18 protein-coding genes are annotated in these 26,436 nt (G+C 40.9%); 6 read left to right on the forward strand and 12 right to left on the reverse strand.

Going from position 1 to position 26,436, the window contains the following annotated elements:
• Positions 1–44: 44 nt before the first annotated feature.
• Positions 45–245, reverse strand: coding sequence for a hypothetical protein (locus J4861_RS02940; protein ID WP_211815729.1), 201 nt, complete (start codon positions 243–245; stop codon positions 45–47).
• A 680-nt stretch (positions 246–925) separates the two neighbouring features.
• Here J4861_RS02940 and J4861_RS02945 point away from each other — a divergent pair.
• Entirely contained in the window at positions 926–2,428 is a 1,503-nt protein-coding gene (locus J4861_RS02945; protein ID WP_249110721.1) for an alpha-L-fucosidase, read from the forward strand.
• A gap of 246 nt (positions 2,429–2,674) precedes the next feature.
• Here the strand turns inward: J4861_RS02945 and J4861_RS02950 are convergent, their stop codons facing one another.
• The 5 genes from J4861_RS02950 to J4861_RS02970 form a co-directional block, all read right to left on the reverse strand.
• Complete coding sequence (locus tag J4861_RS02950) at positions 2,675–3,283, reverse strand: type 1 glutamine amidotransferase family protein (protein ID WP_211816634.1); 609 nt, start codon at positions 3,281–3,283, stop codon at positions 2,675–2,677.
• Between the two features lie 785 nt (positions 3,284–4,068).
• The gene (locus J4861_RS02955) at positions 4,069–4,956 is read right to left on the reverse strand and encodes a hypothetical protein (RefSeq protein ID WP_211815730.1); all 888 of its coding nucleotides are present in this window, start codon (positions 4,954–4,956) and stop codon (positions 4,069–4,071) included.
• Positions 4,946–5,323, reverse strand: coding sequence for a LytTR family DNA-binding domain-containing protein (locus J4861_RS02960; RefSeq protein WP_226893203.1), 378 nt, complete (start codon positions 5,321–5,323; stop codon positions 4,946–4,948). The genes J4861_RS02955 and J4861_RS02960 overlap by 11 nt, the downstream gene beginning before the upstream one ends.
• A gap of 113 nt (positions 5,324–5,436) precedes the next feature.
• Complete coding sequence (locus J4861_RS02965; RefSeq protein WP_211815731.1) at positions 5,437–6,072, reverse strand: SanA/YdcF family protein; 636 nt, start codon at positions 6,070–6,072, stop codon at positions 5,437–5,439.
• Between the two features lie 679 nt (positions 6,073–6,751).
• On the reverse strand, positions 6,752–8,002 hold the full coding sequence (locus J4861_RS02970; protein ID WP_036862583.1) for a phosphoglycerate kinase: 1,251 nt from the start codon (positions 8,000–8,002) through the stop codon (positions 6,752–6,754).
• 117 nt (positions 8,003–8,119) lie between these two features.
• On the opposite strand from J4861_RS02970, the gene queC reads away from it, so the two are divergent.
• Positions 8,120–8,776 (forward strand): 7-cyano-7-deazaguanine synthase QueC, encoded by a 657-nt coding sequence (gene queC, locus J4861_RS02975; RefSeq protein ID WP_211815732.1) that lies wholly within the window; start codon positions 8,120–8,122, stop codon positions 8,774–8,776.
• A 332-nt stretch (positions 8,777–9,108) separates the two neighbouring features.
• Here queC and J4861_RS02980 read toward each other — a convergent pair whose 3' ends face one another.
• The 5 genes from J4861_RS02980 to J4861_RS03000 all read right to left on the reverse strand — a co-directional run bounded on the left by J4861_RS02980 (position 9,109) and on the right by J4861_RS03000 (position 18,037).
• Entirely contained in the window at positions 9,109–11,496 is a 2,388-nt protein-coding gene (locus tag J4861_RS02980) for a bifunctional dihydroorotate dehydrogenase B NAD binding subunit/NADPH-dependent glutamate synthase (RefSeq protein WP_211815733.1), read from the reverse strand.
• 170 nt (positions 11,497–11,666) lie between these two features.
• Positions 11,667–12,956, reverse strand: coding sequence for a serine--tRNA ligase (gene serS, locus J4861_RS02985; protein WP_211815734.1), 1,290 nt, complete (start codon positions 12,954–12,956; stop codon positions 11,667–11,669).
• Between the two features lie 458 nt (positions 12,957–13,414).
• Positions 13,415–14,914: a DUF5687 family protein gene (locus J4861_RS02990; RefSeq protein ID WP_211815735.1), complete on the reverse strand. Its 1,500-nt coding sequence runs from the start codon at positions 14,912–14,914 to the stop codon at positions 13,415–13,417.
• On the reverse strand, positions 14,915–15,529 hold the full coding sequence (lolA1, locus tag J4861_RS02995) for an outer membrane lipoprotein periplasmic chaperone LolA1 (RefSeq protein WP_211815736.1): 615 nt from the start codon (positions 15,527–15,529) through the stop codon (positions 14,915–14,917).
• 42 nt (positions 15,530–15,571) lie between these two features.
• Positions 15,572–18,037: an FtsK/SpoIIIE family DNA translocase gene (locus J4861_RS03000; RefSeq protein WP_211815737.1), complete on the reverse strand. Its 2,466-nt coding sequence runs from the start codon at positions 18,035–18,037 to the stop codon at positions 15,572–15,574.
• A gap of 103 nt (positions 18,038–18,140) precedes the next feature.
• Between J4861_RS03000 and J4861_RS03005 the strand changes: the two genes are divergently transcribed.
• The 3 genes from J4861_RS03005 to tilS all read left to right on the forward strand — a co-directional run bounded on the left by J4861_RS03005 (position 18,141) and on the right by tilS (position 21,526).
• The gene (locus J4861_RS03005; protein ID WP_211815738.1) at positions 18,141–18,815 is read left to right on the forward strand and encodes a 3'-5' exonuclease; all 675 of its coding nucleotides are present in this window, start codon (positions 18,141–18,143) and stop codon (positions 18,813–18,815) included.
• 148 nt (positions 18,816–18,963) lie between these two features.
• Positions 18,964–20,166: a class I SAM-dependent rRNA methyltransferase gene (locus tag J4861_RS03010; RefSeq protein ID WP_211815739.1), complete on the forward strand. Its 1,203-nt coding sequence runs from the start codon at positions 18,964–18,966 to the stop codon at positions 20,164–20,166.
• Positions 20,156–21,526 carry a tRNA lysidine(34) synthetase TilS gene (gene tilS, locus J4861_RS03015; protein ID WP_211815740.1) on the forward strand — a complete coding sequence of 457 codons (1,371 nt, stop codon included), beginning with the start codon at positions 20,156–20,158 and terminating at the stop codon, positions 21,524–21,526. The genes J4861_RS03010 and tilS overlap by 11 nt, the downstream gene beginning before the upstream one ends.
• A gap of 319 nt (positions 21,527–21,845) precedes the next feature.
• Here the strand turns inward: tilS and J4861_RS03020 are convergent, their stop codons facing one another.
• A complete protein-coding gene (locus J4861_RS03020) occupies positions 21,846–24,173 on the reverse strand; it encodes an outer membrane beta-barrel family protein (protein ID WP_249110722.1) in 2,328 nt (775 codons plus the stop codon).
• A gap of 692 nt (positions 24,174–24,865) precedes the next feature.
• On the opposite strand from J4861_RS03020, the gene J4861_RS03025 reads away from it, so the two are divergent.
• Positions 24,866–26,422 carry a sensor histidine kinase gene (locus J4861_RS03025; RefSeq protein ID WP_211815742.1) on the forward strand — a complete coding sequence of 519 codons (1,557 nt, stop codon included), beginning with the start codon at positions 24,866–24,868 and terminating at the stop codon, positions 26,420–26,422.
• Positions 26,423–26,436: the final 14 nt, after the last annotated feature.

Consider the following 26,436-nt stretch of genomic DNA (forward strand, 5'->3'; position numbering starts at 1 on the left):
CGTCGTTTTGTTTTTGTTTTTTTTTTGTTGATAACTCTCTTTCGTTAGTCTTCCCAAGTGGAAACGCCCTCTTTGCCTTCTTGCAACTCTTCCCAGTTCATTCCCTGCTTGGCACTGCTTGGACCTGTACCGTGCTGACCCGGATTATGTTGGCTGGGGAAAGAGGTTTCCATTAGCGAAGAAGTTTTTACATACACCAGAGTAGATACAGGGATGCAATAAGTTTTTAATTGTTTTTTCTTCATAATTTATAGAATTATATAATGCAACGTTTGGTCTTATTTTGTCTTCTGTTAGTTCACAAAAAGGCATGGGTTACTGCACAAGGGGAACTCTACCGAGCCCTTTGTGGATAAGAGTTTGCGAGACATGCCTCGCGCGCGTGAACGAGAAATAAAAAAGGATGGTCTGCGTCTGCTCTACCAGAGAGAGAGAGAGAGAGAGAGAGAGAGAGAGAGTAATAAATTATTTGAAACTACCAAATAATCTGACGACTTTCTTGTACATTTTTTCGCAGAAAAACTTTCGTTCTCCTGTATGATGCTGTTGCTTGCGCTTGTGAAAAGGAATTCGTTATGATTTTGCATGTTTCCTTCTACCTGTTCAAAGTCTTGTTTTTTATCGGCGACAAAGGTAGGTAAAAATTCTGGAACCACAAAATAATCTGAAAAGAAATTTAGATAATCGCAATGGCGAGAGATGGTAAAAAAACTTTTGATGAAGGCATCTTCCTTCTTAGAGAGATGTCTTTTAAGCTATTCTTGTTTATGACTTACAAAGGAAGAATTTATTTTTATGGCTCCATTATTTGGCATTTTCAGTAGAAAATTATAAATTTGCTGCATCTTATCAAATCATACGAACCCAACTATCACAATTTGTTTTATGAGGATTAAAGTCTATTCTCCGTTTATAAAGTCGACTGTTGCAACCATCTGTTTGCTATTCATGCCCGCTTTGCTACAGCATCCCATGCTCTGGAAAAGAATCTTGTGGCCTACAACCCACCGACAGTCCCGCTGATATTGTCAGGAAAACTGCCCAGATGGTGCCTTCTGCTTGTCAGTTTAATTGGCAGCGTCTGGAACTTACGGCTTTCTTGTATTATGGTATAAACACCTATACTGGTAGAGAGTGGGGTGATGGTAAGGAGTCACCAGCTATCTTTAATCCTACTGACCTTGATGCTGATCAGTGGATACGTGAGTTGAAGGCAGCAGGCTTTAAGTGTGCTATCCTTACTTGTAAGCACCATGATGGTTTCTGTTTGTGGCCATCGGCTTATACAGAACATAGTGTTAAGAACTCTCCATGGAAGAAGGGTAAAGGTGATGTTGTACGTGAGGTGAGCGATGCCTGCAAGAAGTATGGTATGGACTTTGGTGTCTATCTCTCTCCTTGGGATCGTAATTCAGACCTTTATGGAACTGAAGCTTATAACGACTTCTTTGTTAAACAGTTGACAGAATTGCTTACACAATATGGTAAGGTAAGTGAAGTATGGTTTGATGGTGCTTGTGGTGAAGGACCAAATGGTAAGAAGCAGGTGTATGACTTTGTACGTTGGTATGAGCTTATTCGTAAGTTACAGCCAGAGGCAGTGATAGCTGTCATGGGACCTGATGTTCGTTGGGTTGGTACAGAGACTGGCCGTGGCCGTGAGATGGAATGGAGTGTTGTGCCAAAGGACAATCTTGATCAGGATGCTATTGCAAAGAACTCACAGAAGGAAGTGCTGACTGCACCTGTTGGTGATATGATGGGTCAGGATCTCGGTAGCCGCAAGAAGATTGAAAAGGCAAAGTCACTCATTTGGTATCCAGCTGAGATTGATGTGTCTATCCGTCCAGGTTGGTTCTATCATGAGGATCAGGATAGCAAGGTGAAGTCGCCAAAGGAACTGATGGATATCTATTTCACATCTGTCGGAATGAATGGTGTACTCCTCTTGAATCTCCCTCCTAATAAGGAAGGTAAACTCTCTGAGGCTGATATAAGAAGTCTTCGTGGTTTCCGCCAGTTGTATGCAAATACCTTCACTGATAATCTCTTGGCAAAGGCAAAGGTTACTTGTGTGCTTTCAGAGGGTAAGGGTCGCAATGTTATTGACGATAATTATGACACTTCTGTACGTCCAAAGATGAAGGATGGTAAGGCTGTCTTCTCATTCAAACTGAATAAACCTGCTACCTTCAATGTCCTTTCTGTGCAGGAGGATATCCGTAAGGGACAGCGTGTTGAGAAGTTCTCACTTGAGGTGAAGGATGCCAAGGGCAATTGGAAGAAAGTAACTGAGGGTACAACCGTTGGTCATAAGCGTTTGCTGAAGTTCCCTGTTGAAACTGCTAAGGAGGTACGCCTTATTATCAGTGAGGTGCGTGCAGTGCCAACTATCTCTGAAATTGGACTTTATCGCTTAAGAGATTAGAATATCATTCTCAGACTTATTACAACAAGTTATATAGAAAGAGCGTGTGTCAAAATGCAAATTAATAACTTGACAACTTTCAAACTATAAGTAGTTTTTCCTAAAACAAAGAAAAGACCATTTCTTTACTCAAAATCGAGTACAGAAATGGTCATTTTTAATGAATTGTTTCAAACTGTAAGATTATCAAATTGGTATATACATTTTGATACACCCTCTCCTAATCAATTTTATTTGTTAGTATTACTACTGTTTTACAAATCCATTCTTATAAAAGTCATACCAATCTGCAATCTTTTTAGGAGTATTGGCTTTCAGAAGTAAGAGCATTTCACGAGTGAACTCCAAGTGACCAGTAATATTTGCTGTAACGATGTTTTTATCACTTACAGCCTGTGCGTTCACATATCCTGTTTCGTTCGTGTATCTTTCACCACCCCATTGTTTAAGTTGGTCGAGACCATTACCCGTATGTTTTACGTTGTTCAAGAAGCCATGAGCACACAGAAACGATGCTCCGTTGCATATAGCTCCTACGGGTTTGCCATTATTCAATGCTTCTTGTACCAATGGCTCAACAAGTTCTGCTTCAGGAGAATCCCATTGATTGCCACCGATAAGCACTAAGGCTGCATAGTCTTTGGGCATATTCTCAAAAGAATAGTTGGGCAATGTTTTGAATCCACCAATGGAACAGACTGCATCTAATGTCGGAGCAACTGTATGCACTCTGTACTTGATTTCACTACCTGGTATTACGCCAACATGAAGGGCTGTAGAGAGAAAAGCACCTTCCCAATCTGTGTACTCATTCAATAAGACAAACAAAACTTTTTGAAGGTTAAGTAGTGCCATTATCTTATTCGCATCTTCATGATTGGCTGTGTTGTATAGTGTGGCATCGTCAACCCATTTCTTTTCAATGTAATCGTGCATAGGATAAGCATTGATAGCAGCTTGAATACTGTCTTTGCCGTAACCAATTGTACAAGCACAAATAGCCACATCGCATCCCAAATCCTTTAATTCTTCGAGATGATTCTTTACAGAGCATTCTCCTCTTGAATAATCTCCCTGTGTAACAATACCAACTTTTCTTCCGTTGTATTCTATGACATCAAGAAAATCACCATTGGATATTTCTTTAAAATAACTGTTAGAATTTTGAGAGCTTTGTTCCAATAGCTTATCATGTACAATCGTTAGTGTTGTTGTTTTCCCACTATTTTGGGGACCTCTTAATGAGATAATTTCCATATTATTTATATTTTGATTACAAACAAAATAACTCTTCAGCGATAATGAACGTTGAATATCAAGAACTTATAAACGTAACATTGTGGCAAAAAGGCTCGAAATGACATTCTTTACCAGAACTTGTATGTATCTATTTATGTAACTTGTTGATGATCAACAGTAGTTTATACATCTTATCGCAGAAGAGTTACACATAACCTTATTCATTGATTAAATGCTTTTAAAATATAGTGCAAATATACAAAAAAACAAGATATAAACATCTTATTCAAACTAAAATATATATATATTGTTTTAAGAACTAAAATTGTCATACTCTCTTCAATATACTTACGTACAAATGAGTCTTTATTTTTTTATTTGATATTCCTATTAACTTGTTTCTATTTTGTTTTCTTAAATATAAGTAGGTTATTTCCGTATCCCTTCCAGTCAGCTACTCCACAGATGCTATTGGATGGTGTGCGATAGAAGGTGTTACCATTGTTTCCACCTGTCAGATAGACGGCATCAGTAAAGCCATAGTCGGCAATGGCTTGTGCAAAGTCGTAGAGGGATTCTTTATGGATAGTCTCAACATACCAAATCGTTGTAGAGCCGGCCTTACGTGCTAATGCACAGCGTGTCACTTTTCCCTTTAAGGCAAACTGCTCCTCACATATTTGTCCTGCCGATACGAGGGCAAATTGGCGGAACATACTACCATTGTGAGCTTTGACATACTCCTTTATGGAATCGTCCTGACCGATGCCTATTTGCCACTTGTCGCCAACAATAGCTACAAAACCAGCCTTATTATGGTTGCTGGCATACTCCTTACCATGATAGATAAAGTCGCCAATGTATTTGTACTGATGGTTTTCGTCCCAATAGAAGTCCCAACCATGTGTGACAAGGCAGACGGTAGAGTCGCTGTCAGAAGGGGCAGTACGAGATAGGGTAGGTGTAAGTCCGTGCAGTTCGTATAGTCTCATACTCACACCATAGAGTGAATCAACCTTCATCGTTACCCCTTGTAACGAGTCTGTCGGCATCTTCTCTAAGTCGCGAATGATTTCTGTTGACGTGCGACTTAATGGGTAATCAAAAGCGAGGGTACGGCTATTTGCTTTCTGCCAGAAGTAGAAGGTTGCAGCAGAAAGGGCGATAAATACAAGCGCAACAACTCCTATCCACCATCTGCGGGATGCTGGCTGCTGCTTGTTTGTTAGCTGAGAAGGCTTGAATTCCGTACCTCCTAAGAACTGAATATCGTCGTCACTATAGCTCATTCTGCTTTTGTTTTATACCCTCTTCAAGGAGCTGCAACGCTTTGTGTGAGATAGAGTCGAGTACTATCTTTTGTGATAGTTCTTTTCTCCACAGGCTCAGCTGGTCCTTCTTCGTGTCAATTCTACTGATATAGTGAAGGTTGAGAACATATTGTTTACCCACCCTTACGAATACAATTTCTTGCTGTCGCATCTGTTGATCAATGAGTTCTGTAATGGCTTTGAGGTTCATCCATAACTGTATCTCCTCACCATTTGAAAGTGTCATCACACAATAGTTGCCGTCTGACCGAATATAAAGAATCTCGTCAAACGCCAGTCGCATCATTTCTGTGCTTCCGTTTTGTATGATTAACAGCTGTTTCACTACTTATTGTCAACAAATTGTTATAGTAGTGCAAATTTAGTAATAAAAAGCTATACTCTTGTTACTTTGTATAGAAAATCTATTTCTTGCACCCTATCAGTGGCTTAGGATAGCTACTCACAGAAGTCTTTTCGATGTGTAATATACAAGTCAATAAAGAGTTTAACTCTTGCCAATAACTCCCTTATATGTGTCCATATGGCCCTTGGATGTCGTACGTCATCAGCATTATATCCCACAGCTTTAATATTCATCTTGTCTGCTAAGAAGATGCTACGCTCATTGTGCCACTTCTGTGAGATGATAATCATATCGTTAACCCGAAAGTGTTGCTTAATATTTCTCATAGATAGTAGGGTACGATAGCCTTGTCCGTCCATTGTGATGATACTATCAGGGACACCTCTTTCTATAAGGTCATGGCGCATTGTTTGTGGTTCGTCATATCCTTCGCGTTTGTCTCCACTAATAATAAGTTGTTTGAACTTCCCATGTTTGTAAAGTTCTACAGTCGCCTTGATACGTGCCATATAGAAGGAACTCGGTCTTTTCCCTCCCCTTGCCTTTGGGTTAGTACCGAGCAGTAAGGCTGTCTGCATAGTGGGAACATCATTGATATCATTGAATGTTCTTCCTTTTGCATTCTTATCAACAATAATATTGCACAATGCAATTATCGCTCCGAGTATAGCAATGATAGCGGTGGTGGAAAGAATGATTTGCTTTTTCCTTTGTTTGTTTTTCTTCATCTTTGTTTGAGTTAAATATATCATGTTGTCATGTACTTTAATGGTCATGTTTTGATACTGTTTTAATAACCTCATTGCAAAGTTAGTTTTAATCTTCTACTTACTCTCATCTTTTTTCTCCCTGCTGATGAAATAGTGCTCAAGCTGTATGAAACTGCGAGTTGTTAATTCATAATTCAAAATTCATAATTATGGTTACCGTTTGGGGGACAGTTTAAACGTCAAAGTTTAAGGTTTTAAGTTTAGTTATCAATTATCTTTACAAAACAATGGAAGATAAGGCAAGAAAAACCTCAAAAAATATGCGTTTTAAGCGTTCTTGTAAATGTTTTGTTATCAGGTTGTTGTGAGTGTGTGTTTTAAAAGGTGCTTAGTAAGGGTGCAAAAGGGCGTTAGTAAGGGTTCAAAAGGGCATCTTTTAGAAGCCAATTAGGCGTTAATTCAACTCCGATTAAGCATCTACTAAAATTGTAGGTATGAAGTTTTTATTACAAAAGAGTGTCGATTGATGAAGATTATAACCTGTTGTTAAGTTGTAAATCGTTAATTAGTTTCCTGTAAGCCATTAGATACTACTCTCGTATATGGTTCGTTTCCTCGTTTAGTTCGCTATATAAAAAAAGCCGTCACTTCATGATGAAGCAACGGCTTGTGTATATTTGAGAGATAGATAAATCTCTTACTTCTCGATAGCAGCTACACCTGGGAGTACCTTACCCTCGATAGCCTCGAGCATAGCACCACCACCAGTAGATACGTAAGATACCTTGTCAGCAAGACCGAACTTATTAACAGCAGCAACTGAGTCACCACCACCAACGAGAGAGTATGCGCCGTTCTCCTGAGTTGCCTGTGCAACAGCCTTGGCAATCTCGCCAGTACCCTTAGCGAAGTTCTCCAACTCGAATACGCCTACAGGACCGTTCCAAAGGATAGTCTTAGAAGCGAGGATAATCTTCTTCCATGCCTCGATGCTCTCCTCAGATGCGTCCATACCTTCCCACTCATCAGGAATCTGATCGATAGGGAATACTTTACGCTCTGTATCGTTAGAGAAGTCCTTACCACAAACAGTAGCAACAGAGAGTGAAAGGTTTACACCCTTCTCCTTAGCTGCAGCGATTACGTTCAATGCCTCTGGCATCAAGTCGTCCTCGTGGAGTGACTTACCAATCTTACCACCCTGTGCCTTGATGAAGGTATAACCCATACCACCACCGATGATGAGGTTGTCAACCTTGTCGAGGAGGTTCTTGATTACAGCGAGCTTAGAGCTTACCTTTGAACCACCGATGATAGCGGTGAAAGGATGCTGAGCGTTTTTCAATACGTTGTCGATAGCTGTAACCTCTTTCTCCATGAGGTAACCCAACATCTTGTGGTCAGCATCGAAGTAGTCAGCGATAACTGCTGTAGATGCGTGCTTACGGTGAGCTGTACCGAATGCATCGTTTACATATACGTCAGCGTATGAAGCGAGCTTCTTAGCGAAGTCCTTCTGACGTTCCTTCATCTCAGCCTTTGCAGCGTCGAACTCTGGAGTTCCCTTCTCAACACCTACTGGCTTGCCTTCCTCTTCTGGATAGTAACGAAGGTTCTCAAGCAAGAGAGCCTCGCCTGGTTTCAATGCAGCAGCCTCAGCTTCAGCGTTACCAGCGTCCTTAGCGAACTTAACCTCAACGCCGAGAGCATTGCTTACGTTCTTAACAATCTGGCTCAATGAAAGCTCTGGCTTCACTTTGCCCTTTGGCTTACCCATGTGGCTCATCATGATAAGAGCACCACCGTCAGCCAATACCTTCTTAAGTGTTGGCAAAGCACCACGGATACGTGTCTCGTCAGTTACATGACCATTCTCATCCAAAGGCACATTGAAGTCTACGCGGACGATAGCCTTATGTCCAGCGAAGTTAAAATCGTTAATTTTCATTTGTTCTTTATTATTTGTAACGTTATAATATTCCTATCCGCAAAAATACTAATTTTTGATGGATTGGTGAAATCAAACACTATCTTTTTTGTAAATTTGCAAAAAAATAAGATTGTAATGAAAGATTCGGTTATTATTGTCAGTGGTGGACTTGATTCTATCACGTTGCTTTATGATAAGGCGGAGACGATCGCTTTAGCAATCTCTTTCGACTATGGTCAGAACCATGGGGCTAAGGAACTACCTTATGCTCAGTATCATTGTGAGAAGTTGGGGATTCCTCATATTACGATTCCACTGTCTTTTATGCACCAGTATTTCAAGAGTTCGTTGCTTGATGGGGCTGATGCTATTCCAGAGGGGCATTATGAGGAAGAGAATATGAAGTCGACGGTTGTTCCTTTCCGCAATGGTATTATGCTTGCGATTGCAACGGGGATTGCTGAGAGTCATGAGTTGAAGCGTGTGTATATTGCTAATCATGGTGGTGACCATACGATTTATCCTGACTGCCGTCCAGAGTTTATTCATGCGATGAATGGTGCTACGGAGGCTGGAACTTTTGTGAAAGTGCGTGTGGAGGCTCCTTATATGGAGATTACTAAGGCTGAGATTGTGGCGCGTGGTGCTGCGTTGGGAATAGACTATTCTAAGACTTGGAGCTGTTATAAAGGTGCTGATATTCACTGTGGTAAGTGTGGAACATGCGTTGAACGTAAGGAAGCCTTTGAAGCTGCAGGTGTGAAAGACCCAACGATTTATAGCAAGGAATGATAGGATTGTTCTATTACTTTTAGTTTCTTAATTACAAAAACTAAAACAGTCGGATTGAAGAACTCAATCCGACTGTTTCGATTATAAGGTTTCATACTATCCTGTACACGCTTCTCATATACATTGTTTGTTAGTATATTGCTCTTTATTCAGGGTACAGAAAGTAAGCTATTTATGCCTCTTTGCACATGTGCTGATGCTTCGCACGAATGGTGCTGTATGTAAACACCATTCGTGCTAAGGCTTAGCACCACTGTTTGTTGTTGTTGGAAAGGGAGTAACTGTCATTAATAAAACGTGCTACTAACCAATACAAGCAATAAGCAGGGTGATTATTTTTCTGCTAATAATTGTTCTGCCATGTTTGCAGCGGCTCTTCTTCCGTCTCCCATGGCAAGGATAACGGTTGCACCACCACGTACAATGTCACCACCAGCAAAGATTTCTGGCTGTGAACTCTGCATCTGTTCGTTGACAACAATGGTGTCTTTGCGACCTAATTCAAGTCCCTTTACAGACTTTGGTACCAATGGGTTAGGTGATACACCTACGGCAACGATAACCTGATCGCACTCGACAGTGACGGTCTCGCCAGTCAATTCTGGTCGACAGCGTCCGCTTGCGTCTGGTTCTCCGAGTTTCATTACGTCTAAGACAGCGGCACATACACGGCCTTTCTCATCCGCCTTATATTCCTGTGGATTATGAAGAGTGAGGAAGTTAATACCCTCTTCTTTAGCATGTTTCACCTCTTCAAGACGTGCAGGCATCTCGGCTTCAGAACGACGATAGACGAGTGTGACGTCAGCACCTAATCGTTTGGCAGTACGACAAGAGTCCATAGCTGTGTTACCACCACCGATAACCAAGACTTTCTTACCCATAATGATTGGTGTGTCGGTCTCTGGATTGGCTGCGTCCATGAGGTTTACACGTGTCAGATACTCGTTACTTGAAAGGATGTTGATAGCGTTCTCGCCTGGAATACCCATAAAGTTAGGTAATCCTGCACCTGAACCAACGAAGATACCCTTGAAGCCCTTCTCCTTTAAGTCTTCTATACTGATGGTCTTACCGACGATAGTATCGGTCTGGAAGTGTACACCTATACGACGAAGATTATCTATTTCGACATCAACAATCTTGTTTGGCAGACGGAACTCAGGGATACCATATTTCAAAACACCGCCAATCTCGTGCAGTGCCTCAAATACATAAACCTCGAAGCCACGCTTAGCCATATCGCCAGCAAAACTCAAGCCTGCAGGACCAGAACCAATAACGGCTACCTTGATACCATTGGATGGTGCAACAGTAGGCAATGCCATGTGTCCACTTTCACGCTCGTAGTCGGCTGCGAAACGCTCAAGATAACCGATGGCTACAGCTGGTGAGTTCATCTTCAAGTGGATACAACGGCTCTCACATTGCTTCTCTTGTGGACAAACACGACCGCATACGGCTGGCAAAGCTGATGTTTCTTTGAGTATCTTGGCTGCTTCGAGGAAGTCGCCACGCTCTATATTCTTAATGAAGTCTGGTATGTGAATGTTTACAGGACAGCCCTCTACGCAAGAGGGTTTTGGACAGTCAAGGCAACGTTTAGCCTCTTGCATGGCCATCTCTGGGGTTAATCCGATATTTACCTCCTCTAAACGGGTCTTCGCGCGATAGTCTGCATCCAACTCTGGCATCTTCACACGCTCAATAGCTGTGCGCTCCTTTGGCTTGAGGGCCTTGCGTAAGGTGGTGCGCCAATCGGCTCCCTCCAACTCTTCTGATAGGTGGGCTGTAGGTGATGACGTGTTTTCGTCGTTATTTGTAGACTTGTTTTTCTCGCTGTCGCAACAATCTCCATTCTTCCCTTGAACCTCATTCCCTGACTTGTTTTCCGCCAGGCACTCCCCTCCTTCGGAGGGGTTGGGGGAGGTCTCAATATCCTTAAACGTCCCCATTCGCTTGAACATCTCGTCCCAGTCGACGAGGTCGCCATCGAATTCAGGACCATCAATGCAGACAAAGCGAGTCTTACCACCAATCGTTAGACGGCAAGCACCACACATTCCTGTTCCGTCCACCATGATAGTATTGAGTGAAACGTCGTTAGGAATGCCGTATTTCTTGGCTAAAAGAGAGGTGAACTTCATCATGATAGGAGGTCCGATTGCTAACACCTTGTCTACGTGTTCGCGCTGTATCACCTTTTCTACGCCCACGGTGATGACACCTTTCTCTCCGTAGGAACCATCATCGGTCATGATGATAACCTCATCAGAGTATTTCTTTACGTCGTCTACCATGATAACTAACTCCTTTGTGCGACCGGCGAGGACAGAAATTACTCTGTTACCAGCCTGCTTCAAGGCTGTGAGGATAGGGAGAATGGCAGCAATACCAATACCACCACCCGCACAGATAATCGTACCGTAGTTCTCGATGTGGGATGGAGTGCCGAGTGGTCCGACAATATCAACAATCTCATCGCCTTCATTCAACTGGCAAAGCTTTGTTGATGAGCGTCCTACCTCTTGGATAACCATGGTGAGCGTACCCTTTACTGGGTCCGATTTAGCAATGGTGTAAGGTACACGTTCGCTGTGGTTGTCAACACGCACGATGATAAAGTTACCTGGACGGCAGCTTCGTGCAATGAGCGGTGCTTCTACTTCTAAGCAGAAAACCTTCTCTGAAAACTGTTGTTTACGGATAATCTTGTTCATGGAGTGGTAATAGATATTAAAAGTACTGACCCTATGTGTTCTTTATACTTTGGGTGTTCTTCTATTGTAAAGAGTCGTATGAAAGATTGATAAGGGTAAGTAGCTTTTGTTGTTTTATTAGTTGTTCGCGGTAATGATGCCCCTCCTTTTTAAGGGAGGGGCTGTATTCTTTAGTCCATCTTGTCATCGAGCATCTCGAAACCACAGTAAGGAACGAGTACCTTTGGTACACGAATACCCTCTGGGGTTTGGTTGTTCTCGATGATAGCTGCAACGATACGTGGCAGAGCAAGGGCTGAACCATTCAATGTATGGCAGAGTTCAATCTTCTTATCATCGGCATGACGGAAACGACAATGCAGACGATTTGCCTGATAGCTTTCGAAGTTTGATACACTTGACACCTCCAACCAACGCTCTTGTGCAGCACTCCACACCTCAAAGTCATAGCAGAGAGCAGCTGTGAAGCTAATGTCTCCACCGCAAAGACGGAGGATGTGATAAGGCAATTCGAGCTTCTTTAAAAGACCTTCAACGTGGTCTAACATCTCATCCAATGACTGATAAGAGTGCTCTGGCTTATCGATACGTACAATCTCAACCTTGTCGAACTGGTGCAAACGGTTCAAACCACGTACGTCTTTACCATAGCTACCAGCTTCACGACGGAAACAAGCAGAGTAAGCACAGCGCTTGATAGGCAGGTCTTGCTCGTTGAGAATCTCGTCACGGAAGATGTTTGTTACAGGAACCTCAGCTGTTGGGATGAGATAGAGGTCGTCAAGATTAGCATGATACATCTGTCCCTCTTTGTCTGGCAACTGACCAGTAGCCTGACCAGACTCCTGATTTACTACCAATGGTGGCTGTACTTCCAAGTAGCCACTCTTGCGAGCTTCGTCGAGGAAGAATGCCTCCAAGGCACGTTGGAAGCGTGCCAACTTACCGATATAGAGTGGGAAACCAGCACCAGTAATCTTTACACCGAGGTCGAAATCTACCAAGTTAAACTTCTTTAGCAAGTCCCAATGGCACAAAGCGTCAGCAGGTAGGTTTGGCTTCTCGCCCCCTTCCTTTACGACAACATTGTCCTCAGCATCCTTACCTTCAGGTACAATCTCGTTAGGGATGTTAGGAATCGTCAGTAACACGTCTGTCATATCCTTCTGTGCCATATCCATTATCTCTTGGAGAGCTTTGTCAGAAGATTTTAATAGTGCTACCTCTTCCTTTATCTTGTCAGCTTCGTCTTTCTTTCCTTCTTTCATCAGTCCACCAATCTGCTTCGAGAGCTGATTCTGCTGCTGCTTGTTTGTGTCAAGCTTCTGCTGAGTCTCACGACGCAAACGGTCATATTCCAATACTTTCTCAACTGCCTCACGTGCACCTTTGAAGTGTTTCTTCTCCAGTCCTTTGATGACGCGTTCAGTTTCTTCACTGATGAGCTTTAATGTAAGCATAACGTTCTAATCTTTATTTTAATTTGTTTCTGAGAGCAAAGTTACGAAAAAACTTCTATAAGTCAAAAACATTTATATTACTTATTTTGTTCTGTGTTGAGTTGAATTAACTATAGTTGTTTTTCTAATGATTGTAGATATTTTCCTGTTAAGAGAAGAGTTTCTTAGATTATATTGGCTATGCTTGGTTTATAAGTATTCCTCTTGTCACCTTATTCATTGTTGTTTAGCGACTCTATTCACCCTAAAGTCCATTTTATGTTCAGTACTTTTATTGTGGTGTTGAGGCTGCGCACATATGGTGCTCACGCTTAGCACATGTGGTGCTCATGCTTTAACACATATGGTGTTGATGCTTAGTACTATGTAAAAAGGTGGTGAAGATGATGCGAGTTGTGAGTGATTACCCAGTCTAACTGCTCATTTTTGGTTTTGGTTTTAACGGAAAGTTGTTTTCTTTATCTACTCCTCCTAAACCCGTCAAGTTGTTCGTATTGGTTGTCTTTTATCTTTCGGCTGATACTACTAATCCAACGACGATGAGTGGTTATGAAGATGATACCAAGGAGGGAGAGGGTGGCGTTTGTGAGAATCGGTTGGTTTAGCCACCATGTACCTAATGCAGCGATGGGGAACGGACTTATGATAGTAATGATTGTAACGATGAGCTGTATGTAGTTTGTATTCGCATTCTTGCCCGTGTGGGTAGCTTGCATAGAGAATGTTACCTTATTATATACCGCCATTTGAAATAGAATACGATAGGCGACACCAGCTGTAAAGAGAGCGTAGGCAAGTATCGTCCAAAAGCTTATTTTGCCAATAAGAACTATGGGAAGGAAGGTTAGCAATGGAACTAACTGCAGGGCAGTATAGAAGTAGTACTTTGCTAACAAAAGAGTTTGGACACTATTACGCTGCATCAGTAGGCACTCGTAGTAATTGCCTTCATAACACATGATTTTTGTAAGTGAACTTAACCCGTAGATGATAAAGCTGTAGTAAATGAAGCCATTGATTTTTACGATGTCACTTTCTGGGTCAACAGCAATAATTAGGCTAAACAGAAAGATACCAATTGTGTTGAAAATGAATATAAGGCGTAGGCTCTTATTTCGGAGGATTGTCCATAACTCTATTTTAAGGTACTCTCCGATTAAGTTGAAACGATCGAAGAAAGTGAGTTTGATATTACTTTTGGTACTTTTAGATCTTGTTGCTGGGTATTGTTCTTGGCGGATACGCTGTTCAAGGACATTGCGATTTAGCAATATCATTCCTATTAGCAACAATACCATAACAGCATATATCCATATCTCACCTCTAATCATTGCATTGCCCATCTCTGCACAGTGATGGAGGTAACTTTGTGGAGAAGGGAAGAAGATTGTTATTACTGCGATGGAGAAATAAGTAAAAATCGGTATGAGCCAATACAAAAGTCCACGTGCCGTCAGCACTTGTGTAAACTGGAAAAACTGTCCGTTGATAAGCAGAAGGAGGTAAAATCCTGCTGTATAACCAATCATAGCTGTTGCACCCAACTCTGGAATGACTGTTTTAATACCAAAAGGAATGCAGATAAAGAGGAGGTTTACGTTCTTAAAAACTATCAACTGACGCAAAATCAGATAGTCTGTATAGCTGTGTTTGGGAAGCGGTAGGAGAAGATAAGGACGGATATGCATCAGCAACCGATGGTCTGTTGTATATCTGAAAAGATAATCTAAGAACAGCAGAAGCGGTAGTAGGGCATAGATGAAACGATATCCCCCTAAATTATCCTTGATGATGAGGTCTGCTAATTCACATCCTATCCAAACAAAATAAGCATAAAGAAAAACAGCCAACACGTAGTAAAAAAGCTTTGCTACGTTGTTGGCTTGCCATATTTTATTCCTTCTACCAGATAGGTAGAAGTGCTTATGTAGTGTTTGTATAGCCTCCCAGTAAGTCATTTATCTCAAGTCTATAATCTCAGCAGATGGATGACTTTTCTTATTAAAAGTAAAAATAGCATCAGAAAGATTCTTACGCTGGATGTCAGAGACTGTTATAGTAGTCCACTTGTTAGCCTGTTTGATCTTGATTTTCTGCAACTGATAAGCTTTATTGACTGTTACATATGCCTCTGGGATATTGCGTTTAGGATTGGTAGCCTTCATGTGTACTACGTAAGCACCACCCTCTGTTGTCATAGAGAGGTTGTAGCCCTGACGATACAGTGTCATCAATGCGTAAGGATTCATTGAAAGGCGTTGCGCCTCTGTAGGTGTAGAAACGTTCACCTCGTCAGTTGACTTCATATATGACCATTGTGTCGTACCATTAAACCATACGGTTGTCTGTGGAGTAGTAGCAACAAATTTAGTTCCTTTCACAGAAATAGTGCCCGATGCCCTGCCAACAGAACCTGGTCTGGAGAGGGCAAAGTGGGCAGTAAAACCGCCTAAATTAGACACTTTTGCAGTAGCTTTATCCAGGCATGCCTTTGCTTGATTAGCATTTTGTGCTACTATACTATTTGTCATAAAGATGGCAACGAACAATAATAAATATTTAATCTGCTTCATAGTTTTATCGTTTTAATGATTTTATCCGTATATGTAAAAACTTTATTGCCCACGCAGGATTGTAAGAAGGTTGTCAAGACTTACCTCATCACTTATCAATACTTCACGTGGTTTTGAACCTTTTGCCGCACCCACGATACCAGCTTTTTCCATTTGATCCATTAGGCGACCAGCCCGGTTGTAACCAATAGACAGTCGACGCTGTATCATACTTGTTGAACCCTGCTGGGATACAACGATAGCTCGTGCTGCCTCCTCAAACAATGGGTCAAGAGTTTGTGCGTCCAGTGAGCCACCACCAGCAGCTTCATCCTCAGACAAAGGCTCTGGGATTTCCATTGGACGGACAGGTCCTAACTGGTTAGCAATGAACTTTGTGATGTTCTCTACTTCTGGTGTATCCACGAAAGCACATTGTACGCGGACAGGGTCAGCACCATTGAGATAAAGCATATCACCTCGTCCAACGAGCTGTTGTGCGCCTGGTCGATCAAGAATGATACGTGAATCCATCATCGCTCCAACACGGAAAGCAATACGTCCTGGGAAGTTTGCTTTGATATTACCTGTGATAATAGATGTTGTTGGTCGCTGGGTTGCAATAATCATGTGAATACCGATGGCACGTGCCAGCTGTGCGATACGGGTGATAGGCATTTCTACTTCCTTACCAGCAGTAAGAATCAAGTCACCAAACTCGTCAATGATGACAACGATATATGGCATAAACTCATGTCCTTCCTCTGGATTCAGTTCATGTCTAAGGAATTTCTGGTTGTATTCCTTTATGTTTCTAACACGAGCTGCTTTCAGCAGGTCATAACGCTCGTCCATAAGTACACATAGACCTTTTAGCGTCTTTACAACTTTCTGAACATCTGTGATGATTGGCTCTTCCTCATTCTCCTCAACAGCAGCCATAAATGGTTTTGCAATTGGAGAATAGACGCTGAACTCCACTTTCTTAGGGTCAACGAGTACAATCTTCAGTTCGTTTGGGTGCTTCTTATAGAGTAGGGAGGTGATGATAGCATTCAGACCAACTGACTTACCCTGTCCAGTAGCACCTGCAACAAGTAAGTGAGGAATCTTAGCAAGATCTACCATGTACACCTCATTGGTAATAGTCTTACCTAATGCAATCGGCAACTCCATTGTTGACTCCTGGAACTTACGTGAGTTTAGAATAGAGAACATTGATACGATGTTGGGTTTAGCATTTGGAACCTCAATACCAATTGTACCCTTACCCGGCATAGGAGCTATGATACGAATACCGATAGCTGCCAAACTCAGTGCAATATCGTCTTCAAGGTTTTTAATCTTAGAGATTCTAATACCCTGTGCAGGGGTAATTTCATAAAGAGTAATTGTCGGACCGACAGTTGCACGAATACTACGAATCTGTACGCCAAAGTCATTTAGAACTTTGATAATACGATCTTTGTTAGCTTCTAACTCTTCTTGGCTTACATAGTTAGTCTTAGAATCAGAAGCATATTCTCTCAACAAATCAAGTGAAGGGAACTTCCACTTTGTGAAAGGTTCACGAGGATTGATTGGTGTCAGTGGAAGGTTGTTACTTGCGAGTGTCTTGCTATTTGCTTTTTCTTCAACTTTCTTCTCCTCAATCTCAAAGCCTGGGGTAATATTGTTTGGTGTCTTTGTTCCCTTTTCATTGCCATAGGACGAGTTGAGCGTGTCTGGCTCTTGTGGAGTGGTTGTTGGCTCTGTTGGTAAGTCAATAGGTTCAGCGAGAGTAGGATCAACGTGTTCTATTGTCTCTACTGGTTCATCTTCTATTATAACCTCATCGTTATAGAGATCTTCTGTGCTATCGCTTTTGCTGCCATGTACCACTGTAAACTTCACCTTGTCACGGATGTAACCAAAAGGATTTATCATCTTGCGTACGACGGTAATTGTTTCAGAGGTGATATAGGTAAGATAAGCTAACATGACAATTACCAAGATAGCTATCAATCCCGGTGAACCAACAAGATTCTCCATATATTGTACACAGAAAGCTCCATGGTCTCCGCCAGGATTATATATTTGATCTCCCAGTAATGGCGTGAGGACTTTTGCAAAAGTAACAGAGGACCAAATCATTACCAAAGCCATTCCCATGAACCATTTCGTTAAGTTCAGTTTCTTGTAAGCTCCCATCATGCGAAGTCCACAAAGGGCAATGAAGGCAGGAATGATAAAGGCAGGAATACCAAAACAGCGGGAAATAAGTCCGTATGAAATGATTGCGCCAAGCGAACCGCATGTATTTTGGAAAACTCTATTTGTATTCTCCACCTCTCCCGGGCGAAGGTCGGTAACTAAACTTTGGTCTGCTGCACCAGTACTGAAATAGCTGAAAAAAGCGACACAGATGTAGATAGCAACGCATAAAAGGATAAGTCCAGCAACAAATCCTGTTTTGTCGTTAATAATGTTATTTAGTCCGATCGCCTCGGTGAAAGTCTTGCTTTTCTGTGTTGTTTTCTTTTTTGCCATTTATCGTTGTTCTTTTATCCTTGCAAAAGTAATAAATAAGTGCCACATAAGTGCCGTTTTTCAAACTTTTTTTTTAATTTTGCAAGTTAGTATGCAATCTAAAATGAGTACAGTATTATACAATAGATTTGATAAGAGTAAAATATCACAGTTGCCAAGGGTTACCTTCCCAGGGAAGATAGTCGTTGTCTTAAATGAAGTTGAAGCTGAGAAAGCGGTTAATTATCTGCTTTCTAAGGATATCATCGGCATCGACACGGAGACGCGTCCTGTCTTCAAAAAAGGGCAACGTCGCAAAGTAGCACTCTTGCAGGCTTGCGATCGTGATGTCTGTTTTCTCTTTCGATTAAATATCATAGGTGTACCAGATTGTATTAAACGTTTTCTTGAAGATACAACAGTGCCAAAGGTGGGACTCTCATTGAGTGATGATATCTTGATGTTACATCAGCGTGTAGACTTTAAACCAGGTTTTTTTATCGACCTCCAAGACTATGTTAAGGCGTTGGGTATTGAAGATATGAGCCTTCAGAAACTTTATGCTAATGTTTTCCATGAGCGTATCACGAAGCGTGAACAGTTATCGAACTGGGAGAATGAGATATTGAATGACAAGCAGAAAATCTATGCTTCTACAGATGCTTGGACATGTATTAAACTCTATGAGCGTCTGCATGAATTGAAACATAGTGGTAATTACGAACTCGTAGTAGTCCCTCCCAAGGTAAAACCCACACCAGAAGAAGCGAGGAATACATCAGAAGTGACATCAAAATAACGTCTCTATGTAAATTATTATCGTAGAGATAAATATTTTTTTTCATGAAGAAAAAGATTTCTTTTCACGTAAATAAATATTTATCTTCATGAAAATAATTCGCAAATCGCCAAGAAGCGGAAACCAATAAACTCTAAAAAGGAACTTTATGTATAAGCAAGTATATTTGAAAAGGGGCAAAGAAGAGAGTCTTCTTCGTTACCATCCATGGATTTTCTCAGGTGCTATCAACAAGATTGAAGAAGGACTTGAGGAAGGCGATATTGTGCGTGTTATGACGCATGAAAAGAAGTTTATTGCTGTCGGGCACTTCCAAATTGGTTCTATTGCAGTCCGTGTTCTCTCGTTCCACGACGTAAAGATAGATGATAAGTTTTGGGAAAGTCGTTTGAAAGCGGCTTTTCAAGTTCGTCAGGCTATTGGTGTTATTCGGGAAGAATCAACAGGAGTAGGACTGTTCCCAAACACAACTTATCGTCTTGTTCATGGTGAGGGCGACAATCTTCCTGGATTGATTATTGATATATATGGCAAGACTGCTGTTATGCAAGCTCATTCAGTTGGTATGCATGTATGCCGTGAGGAGATTGCGAAAGCCCTTGTTAAGGTGATGGGCGATAAGTTGGATAGCATCTATTATAAGAGTGAAACAACTCTTCCTTTTAAGGCGGACCTTGGTCAGGAGAATGGTTTTATCTATGGAGAAACTGACAATAACATTGCGATTGAGAATGGCTTAAAGTTCCATATAGACTGGTTGAAAGGTCAGAAAACTGGTTTCTTCATTGATCAGCGTGAGAACCGCTCTCTCTTGGAGTATTATGCGAAGGGAAGAAGTGTACTAAATATGTTCTGTTACACGGGCGGCTTCTCTGTTTATGCTATGCGTGGCGGTGCAGAAGTGGTGCATTCTGTGGATAGTTCTGCTAAGGCTATTGAATTGACGAATAAGAATGTTGAACTTAATTTCCCTAATGATTCACGCCATGAGGCAATCTGTGAGGATGCTTTTAAATATCTTGATGACAACGATGGTAAGTATGATCTTATTATTCTCGACCCACCAGCCTTCGCAAAACATCGTAGTGCTTTGAAGAATGGATTGCGTGGTTATACTCGATTGAACGTCAAAGGCTTTGAAAAGATTAAGCCAGGAGGAATCTTGTTTACCTTCAGTTGTTCGCAGGTAGTAACTAAAGATAATTTCAGACAGGCTGTCTTCACCGCTGCTGCACAAGCAGGACGTAAGGTGCGCATCCTGCATCAGATTCATCAACCTGCTGACCATCCAATTAACATTTATCATCCAGAAGGCGAATATTTGAAGGGATTAGTCCTTTATGTTGAATAAAGTCAAACGATTCATAGCCTCTGAGCATCTGCTACGGGTAGATGCTCTTTATTTAGTAGCGCTGTCTGGAGGTGCAGATAGTGTTACCCTTTTGCTTTGTCTCAAGGAGTTGGGCTATCGTGTTGAGGCTGTTCATTGCAATTTCCACCTACGTGGAGAGGAGAGTTTGAGGGATGAACAGTTTTGTGAGGAGTTATGTCAACGTGAGGATATCCCATTCCATAAAGCCCATTTTGATACGCAGGCTTATGCCGACTTGCATAAGGTGAGTATTGAGATGGCAGCGCGTGAACTGCGTTATCGTTATTTCTTTCAGTTGAAAGAGGCGTTGAGTGCTGATGGTGTTTGTGTGGGACATCATAAAGAAGACTCTGTCGAAACGATTCTTATTAACCTTGTTCGAGGAACAGGGCTTAATGGTTTGATGGGTATTCGTCCTCGTAATAATGATGTTATCCGCCCTTTGCTATGTGTGACACGCCAAGAAATTGAAGATTATCTCCAAAAGTATGCTGTTTCTTTTGTTATTGATAGCACTAATCTTGTAGATGATGTGGTACGGAATAAGATTCGGTTGAATGTTCTTCCACAGTTATCTGAGATTAATCCGTCGGTTACGGATACTATCCTTACTACTGCTAATCATCTCTCTGAGGTAGATGCTATTGTGCAGAAGTCGCTCAAAGAGGCTTTGGGAAAGGCTGTTAGCTTTATCAATCCTGTGACTCAAGTTAGTTTAAACAGTTTAAGTAATGAGCCTTTCCAACTCGACTTGTCAGTTGTTCGAGCATTTCCTTCTCCTTCTTATTTCCTTTTTCATGTGCTTAAACCGCTTGGCTTTTCATCTTCTCAGATAGCCGAGATGGTTTCACATCTTGATGGTCAGATAGGGCAGTTGTGGTATTCGTCAACACATGAACTTACTCATGATCGTGGATTCTTTATGGTTTTGCCTCGCGAGGAAGCTGAACCACGTGAGCTTGTAATCCCTGAAACAGGGCGTTATGTCTATGATGAGCAACTGTCTCTTCGACTGACTGAACGAGCGTTATCGCCATCTTCAAACGTTTCTTATTCAAAGAATCCTATGATTGTTGACCTTGATGCAGCTTCTATACGTTTCCCATTGACATTACGGCGTGTTGCAGAAGGCAATCGTTTTACTCCTCTTGGAATGCGTGGAACTCAGCTTGTGAGTGATTTCCTTACCAATCTCAAGCGTAACCGCTTTGAGAAACGTAACCAGTTAGTACTCTTTGATGCCACTGGTACTATCCTTTGGGTGCTCGGTCTTCGTATCAATGATTGTTTTAAGTTGACCCCACAGAGCAGTTCTTGCCTACAGATTGAGATTTTGTAATGTAGAAGAGCTTTCTGTTTATTCTAATCTTTATCTACTTGTGTAGTGAAGGAATGGTCTTAATAATCATAATCAAAACAGTCGACCATTTCTTTAAAACAGTTGACTATTTTTCAAAAACAGTCGACTGTTTTCGCAGAAAGAGTTGACCTTTTAGCCAAAAAGCTCTTAAGCTTTCATCAAAAAGCTCTTAAGCTTTTATTAAAAAGCTCTTAAGCTTTCATCAAAAAGCTCTTAAGCTTTCACCAAAAAGCTCTTAAGTTTTCACCAAAAAGCTCTTAAGCTTTCAACAAAAAGGTTGATAGTGATTAACAGATAGCTACAGACGCTCTGCCTCTTTTACTTTGTTCTTACCTGTTTCAAACTTACTACTTCCGAAGTTGTAATGTACACGGAAGATAACTTGGCGACTTTCGCTGTGCCCCCAAATGTCTAAATCTAATGCTCCCTTACGTCCATAGCTATCCCAACGCTCAGTGTGGAGTAGGTCGGTAATCATTAAAGATAGGGAGAGTCTGTCTCGGAGTAATCGTTTACTCAGTCCAATATCTATACCTCCATTTGGTTTGAGGACCTCATAACTTCTGCCTTGTCGTTTACTTGCGTATCTTGCAGACAGTTCCATACGAACTTTTGCAGGTAGTTGTATGTCGTTTGAAAGTGAAAGGTTACATGAGGGGCGACGGTAGTCTTCTCTATAAGATTCATAATCAAGATGGTTGATAAAGTAGTAAGCACCGATGTTTGCACTGACATCCCACCATGAGGTGAGACGTTTGTTATAGATAAGGTCAAGTGCCAGCTGCTTCTGTTTACCAATATTCTTGGTTGTCATGACTATGCAGTCTTTCTTGTATGCATCGGGAAGCTGCGTAAAATAATTGTTTAGCTGATTATAAGAGAGCGTTACACTAAGATTATTCTTTGTGTAATCTAAAGATACCCTATGATTTATTTGTGGCTGAATAAATGGATTCCCTTTCCAATAGGTTAGTTCATCTAACAGATATTCAATGGGGTTAAGGTCTTCGTATCTTGCTTTGTCTTGCCGTTTACTGTAGGCAAGTGTAAGCTTTGCTTTGTCGTTAAAGTCATAACTGATGGAAAGATTAGGAAAGAGTCTTGTGTGATTGTTCTTATTCTCCTCCATCAGTTTTCCGTCCAAATAGGATTCTAAAGTCCCGATAGTCTGCATATATTCAATCCGCATACCTGCAGTTGCCTGTATATGTTTCCATTTCTGGGCATATTGTATATAGCCTTCAAGGTTCGACTCTTGGTAGGTAAACCTGTTAGACCTTGTGTTGTCAAGCACACCTTTTGCATAGAAGCCAAAGCGATTGTTACTTTCCACCTTAGCAGCTTTAATACCTGTAAGGAGTTCTCCGTCATGACTATTCTTTAGTTTATAGTCGATAGCAGATGAGATGATGTTTATTTTCTTCTTGGATTTAGCTGGATAGTCGTCTTCTCTTAGTAATGTTCCATTTGGAGAGTAAAACGCATTGGGCTGATTGTTATTACTCACAACATCAACGTGAATCCAGTCTGCATTTGCAGTGATGGTCTGCTGTTCTGTAATATTAAACTGATAGCCTATGCCTGTCGTATATTTTGTGTTCTCTTGTTTGGTATAATCATTCCTTGCTTTAAGTATTTCATGAAGCGTGTCTCTACCTTTATATATCCAAGTAGTTGTTACTGTCATTCCGGGACCTGTTAAGGCATCAACTGATGTGTTCAGCATAAGTTTGTGTTTCTTGTTAGGTTGGAATACAAAAGCCAGTCCCCCTGCGTAAGTGTTTCGCTTGTCTGTATCATCGGTTTCCGAGAAGTTTCGGTCTCCTTCTTGTATTCTGTTAGTACCATATTTCATGTCATAGTGTCCAATGTTATGACTATAGTTGATGCCCAGCTGCCATGTCTGTTTGTTATAAGTCATACTAAAATCAGAACTTTGGCGTATGTGATTCCAAAAAGACATACCATGAGAGGTCGAAATGTAAAGTCCTCGTTCGTTGTTGTCTTTTAGTTTTATGTCTATAATACCACTTGCTCCTTCTGAATCATAACTTGCATCAGGGTTGGTTGAAGTAGTTATGCTTGCAATGTTAGAAGATGGAATAGTGCGCAGGTAGGCTGTAAGCATCTCGCCTTGAAGTCGTATGCGTTTTCCGTTCACATAAACGGCGGCATTGCCAAGTGCAGAAAGCGATAGATTTCCTTTATTATCAAGCCTTACACTTGGGGTGTGGCGCAGAACATCTAAAGAGTTGCCAAGATTGGCAAGATAGGATTCTGCAACTGAAATGCGTATCTTCCCACTTTCCATTTTGATGAGTGAGTGTTGTTTGCGGGTTGTGACAATAACGTCTTTCAGCTCTGTACCGTCAGGATATAAATAGATGTTGTAAATGGAGTTATTATTCGGAATGGAGAAAAGAATAGTAGTATCACGGCATCCGATGGCTCCGCAGTATAGTTGATAACTACCATCTATGAGGGTGTAGTTAAACTTTCCGTCTGTCTCGGTAAGTCCATTGGCAATTACTTTTCCTGTTTTCTGATTAGAAATGATAATTGTTGCAGCATCAATAGGTTCCTTTGTTTGTTGTTGGATACTAAAGGTTACGGTCTGTTGAGCCATAAGATTGGATGTGTTTAGCAACAATAGAGTTATAACTAAGATGATGTGTGTTGCGAAAGGTCTTGTTTGTAATCTTTGAATTGTCATGAGGTTTGTTATATTTATATCTATTTTTATAGTATACTAAGCACTCAACACGATTGGTGTTTACCACCATCACCACTTGTGTTGGGCATCACCACATCGGTAAAATATGAGAAGTTTGGTTATTATTATCATTATAATATTGTAATACATGAAAGATTAACTTATGTGAGAGATGTTTACTGGATAGCATATTAATTTATTTTTGTTTGTAGGCAATAGGTTTAATGAGTCTACAAAGATAATAAAATAATATTTTTCTTAGGTGTTTTTTGTATAAAGAATAAACGTTTTGTTTTCAGCTAATGCTTTTTGTTGATTTATAGAAAGACTTACTTACTTTTGTTTTGTGAATCTAAACAAATGCTTTATTAGCTCTTTTACTTTCTTGTATATCTTTTGGAGTAATTAAAACTGTATGTTGAAGATTATACTTGATAATTATTAATTTAATAAGTGGTATTTTGTTAACTAAAATCAATTAAGAGTATTTTCTTAACTTTTATATGTTAATTATTTAAGGAAGTCCTACCTTTGCAGTCGAAAATTAAATATTTGATGCTGTGAGTGGAGTTTTCTATGAGCAGTATGAATATAAATAGAGAGTAATGAAGAAGAAAACAATTTGGACAATAGCCATAATCATGGGACTCTCGTTCCTTGGTTTGCTTCTGCTCCAGCTCAACTACATTGAAGAGATGGCTGAGATGAAGAAGGAACAGTTTGATGAATCCGTCAACCGTGCCCTCTATCAGGCTTCTCGCAATATGGAGTTGAATGAGACTCTTCGTTATTTGGAGGATGATGTAAACAAGAAGGAACGTTCACAAGATGAAGAGCCGAATACAGATAAAGATAAATCTACTGCTGCTCATCAAGTTCCTGTCACGGATAATCAAGGTGAGGCATATACCTCATTTGAGGCAAAGTTGCTTCAAGCAAAGCCTTCTTTGACACCAAAGGCAATGATTCTTCGCAATGATAGTAGTACACTGTCTGCTACAAAACGTAACATGCAGGAGATTGTTCGTAACCGTTATGTCTATCAGAAAGCAATGTTGGAAGAGGTGATATACAATATCCTGTATTCTGCTTCAGATAAGCCATTGCGCAATAGAATTAACTTCAAGCTGTTGGATCAGGACTTAAAGGCGGAGATGATGAACAATGGAATCAATATTCCTTATCATTTCACAGTGACGACACAGGATGGGCGTGAGGTATATAAATGTCCTGATTATGTAAGTGATGGTGAGGAGAATACTTATTCTCAGGTGTTGTTCCGCAATGACCCTGTAAACAGAATGGGTGTTGTAAAGGTTCATTTCCCACAGATGAACAACTACATCTTCTCCAGTGTACGGTTTATGATTCCGTCAATCATCTTTACATTCGTGCTATTGGTTACCTTTATCTTCACAATCGTGACTATCTTCCGACAGAAACGTTACAGTGAGATAAAGAATGACTTTATCAATAACATGACGCACGAGCTCAAAACGCCTATCGCAAGTATCTCTCTGGCTGCTCAGATGATGAACGATAAGACATTGACAAAGAGTCCAAAGATGATAGAACACTTAGGAGGTGTTATCAATGATGAGTCAAAACGTCTGCGTTTCCTTGTTGAGAAGGTACTCCAGATGAGTATGTACGACCGCAAGAAGGCAGTGTTAAAGAAGAAATATACCGACCTTAATGAGATGGTTGAGACGATTGCTCATTCCTTCAGTTTGCGTGTTGAGCATACAGGTGGTAAGGTTTATACAGAGATTGAAGCGGTTGACTCGCTCATGTATGTTGATGAAATGCATTTTCAGAATGTTATTTTTAACCTCTTGGATAACGCCGTTAAATATGCAAAACCAGACGAACCATTAGATGTTTATCTGAAGACATGGAATACAAATGAGAACCTCTATCTTTCAATACGTGACACGGGTCAAGGTATAAAGAAGGAGAACTTAAAGAAAATCTTTGATAAGTTCTATCGTGTTCACACAGGAAACCTCCATGATGTCAAAGGCTTTGGATTAGGATTGGCATACGTAAAGAAGATGGTTGACCTCCATGAAGGTGAGATTAAGGTGCTGAGCGAGTATGGTAAAGGAACAAAATTTGTCATTAAACTCCCCGTAATAAGGGATGAGGAAGATGAAGAGTAATAGATAATTAGAGT

This window comes from Prevotella melaninogenica, from assembly GCF_018127925.1.
Lineage (GTDB): Bacteria > Bacteroidota > Bacteroidia > Bacteroidales > Bacteroidaceae > Prevotella > Prevotella melaninogenica_C.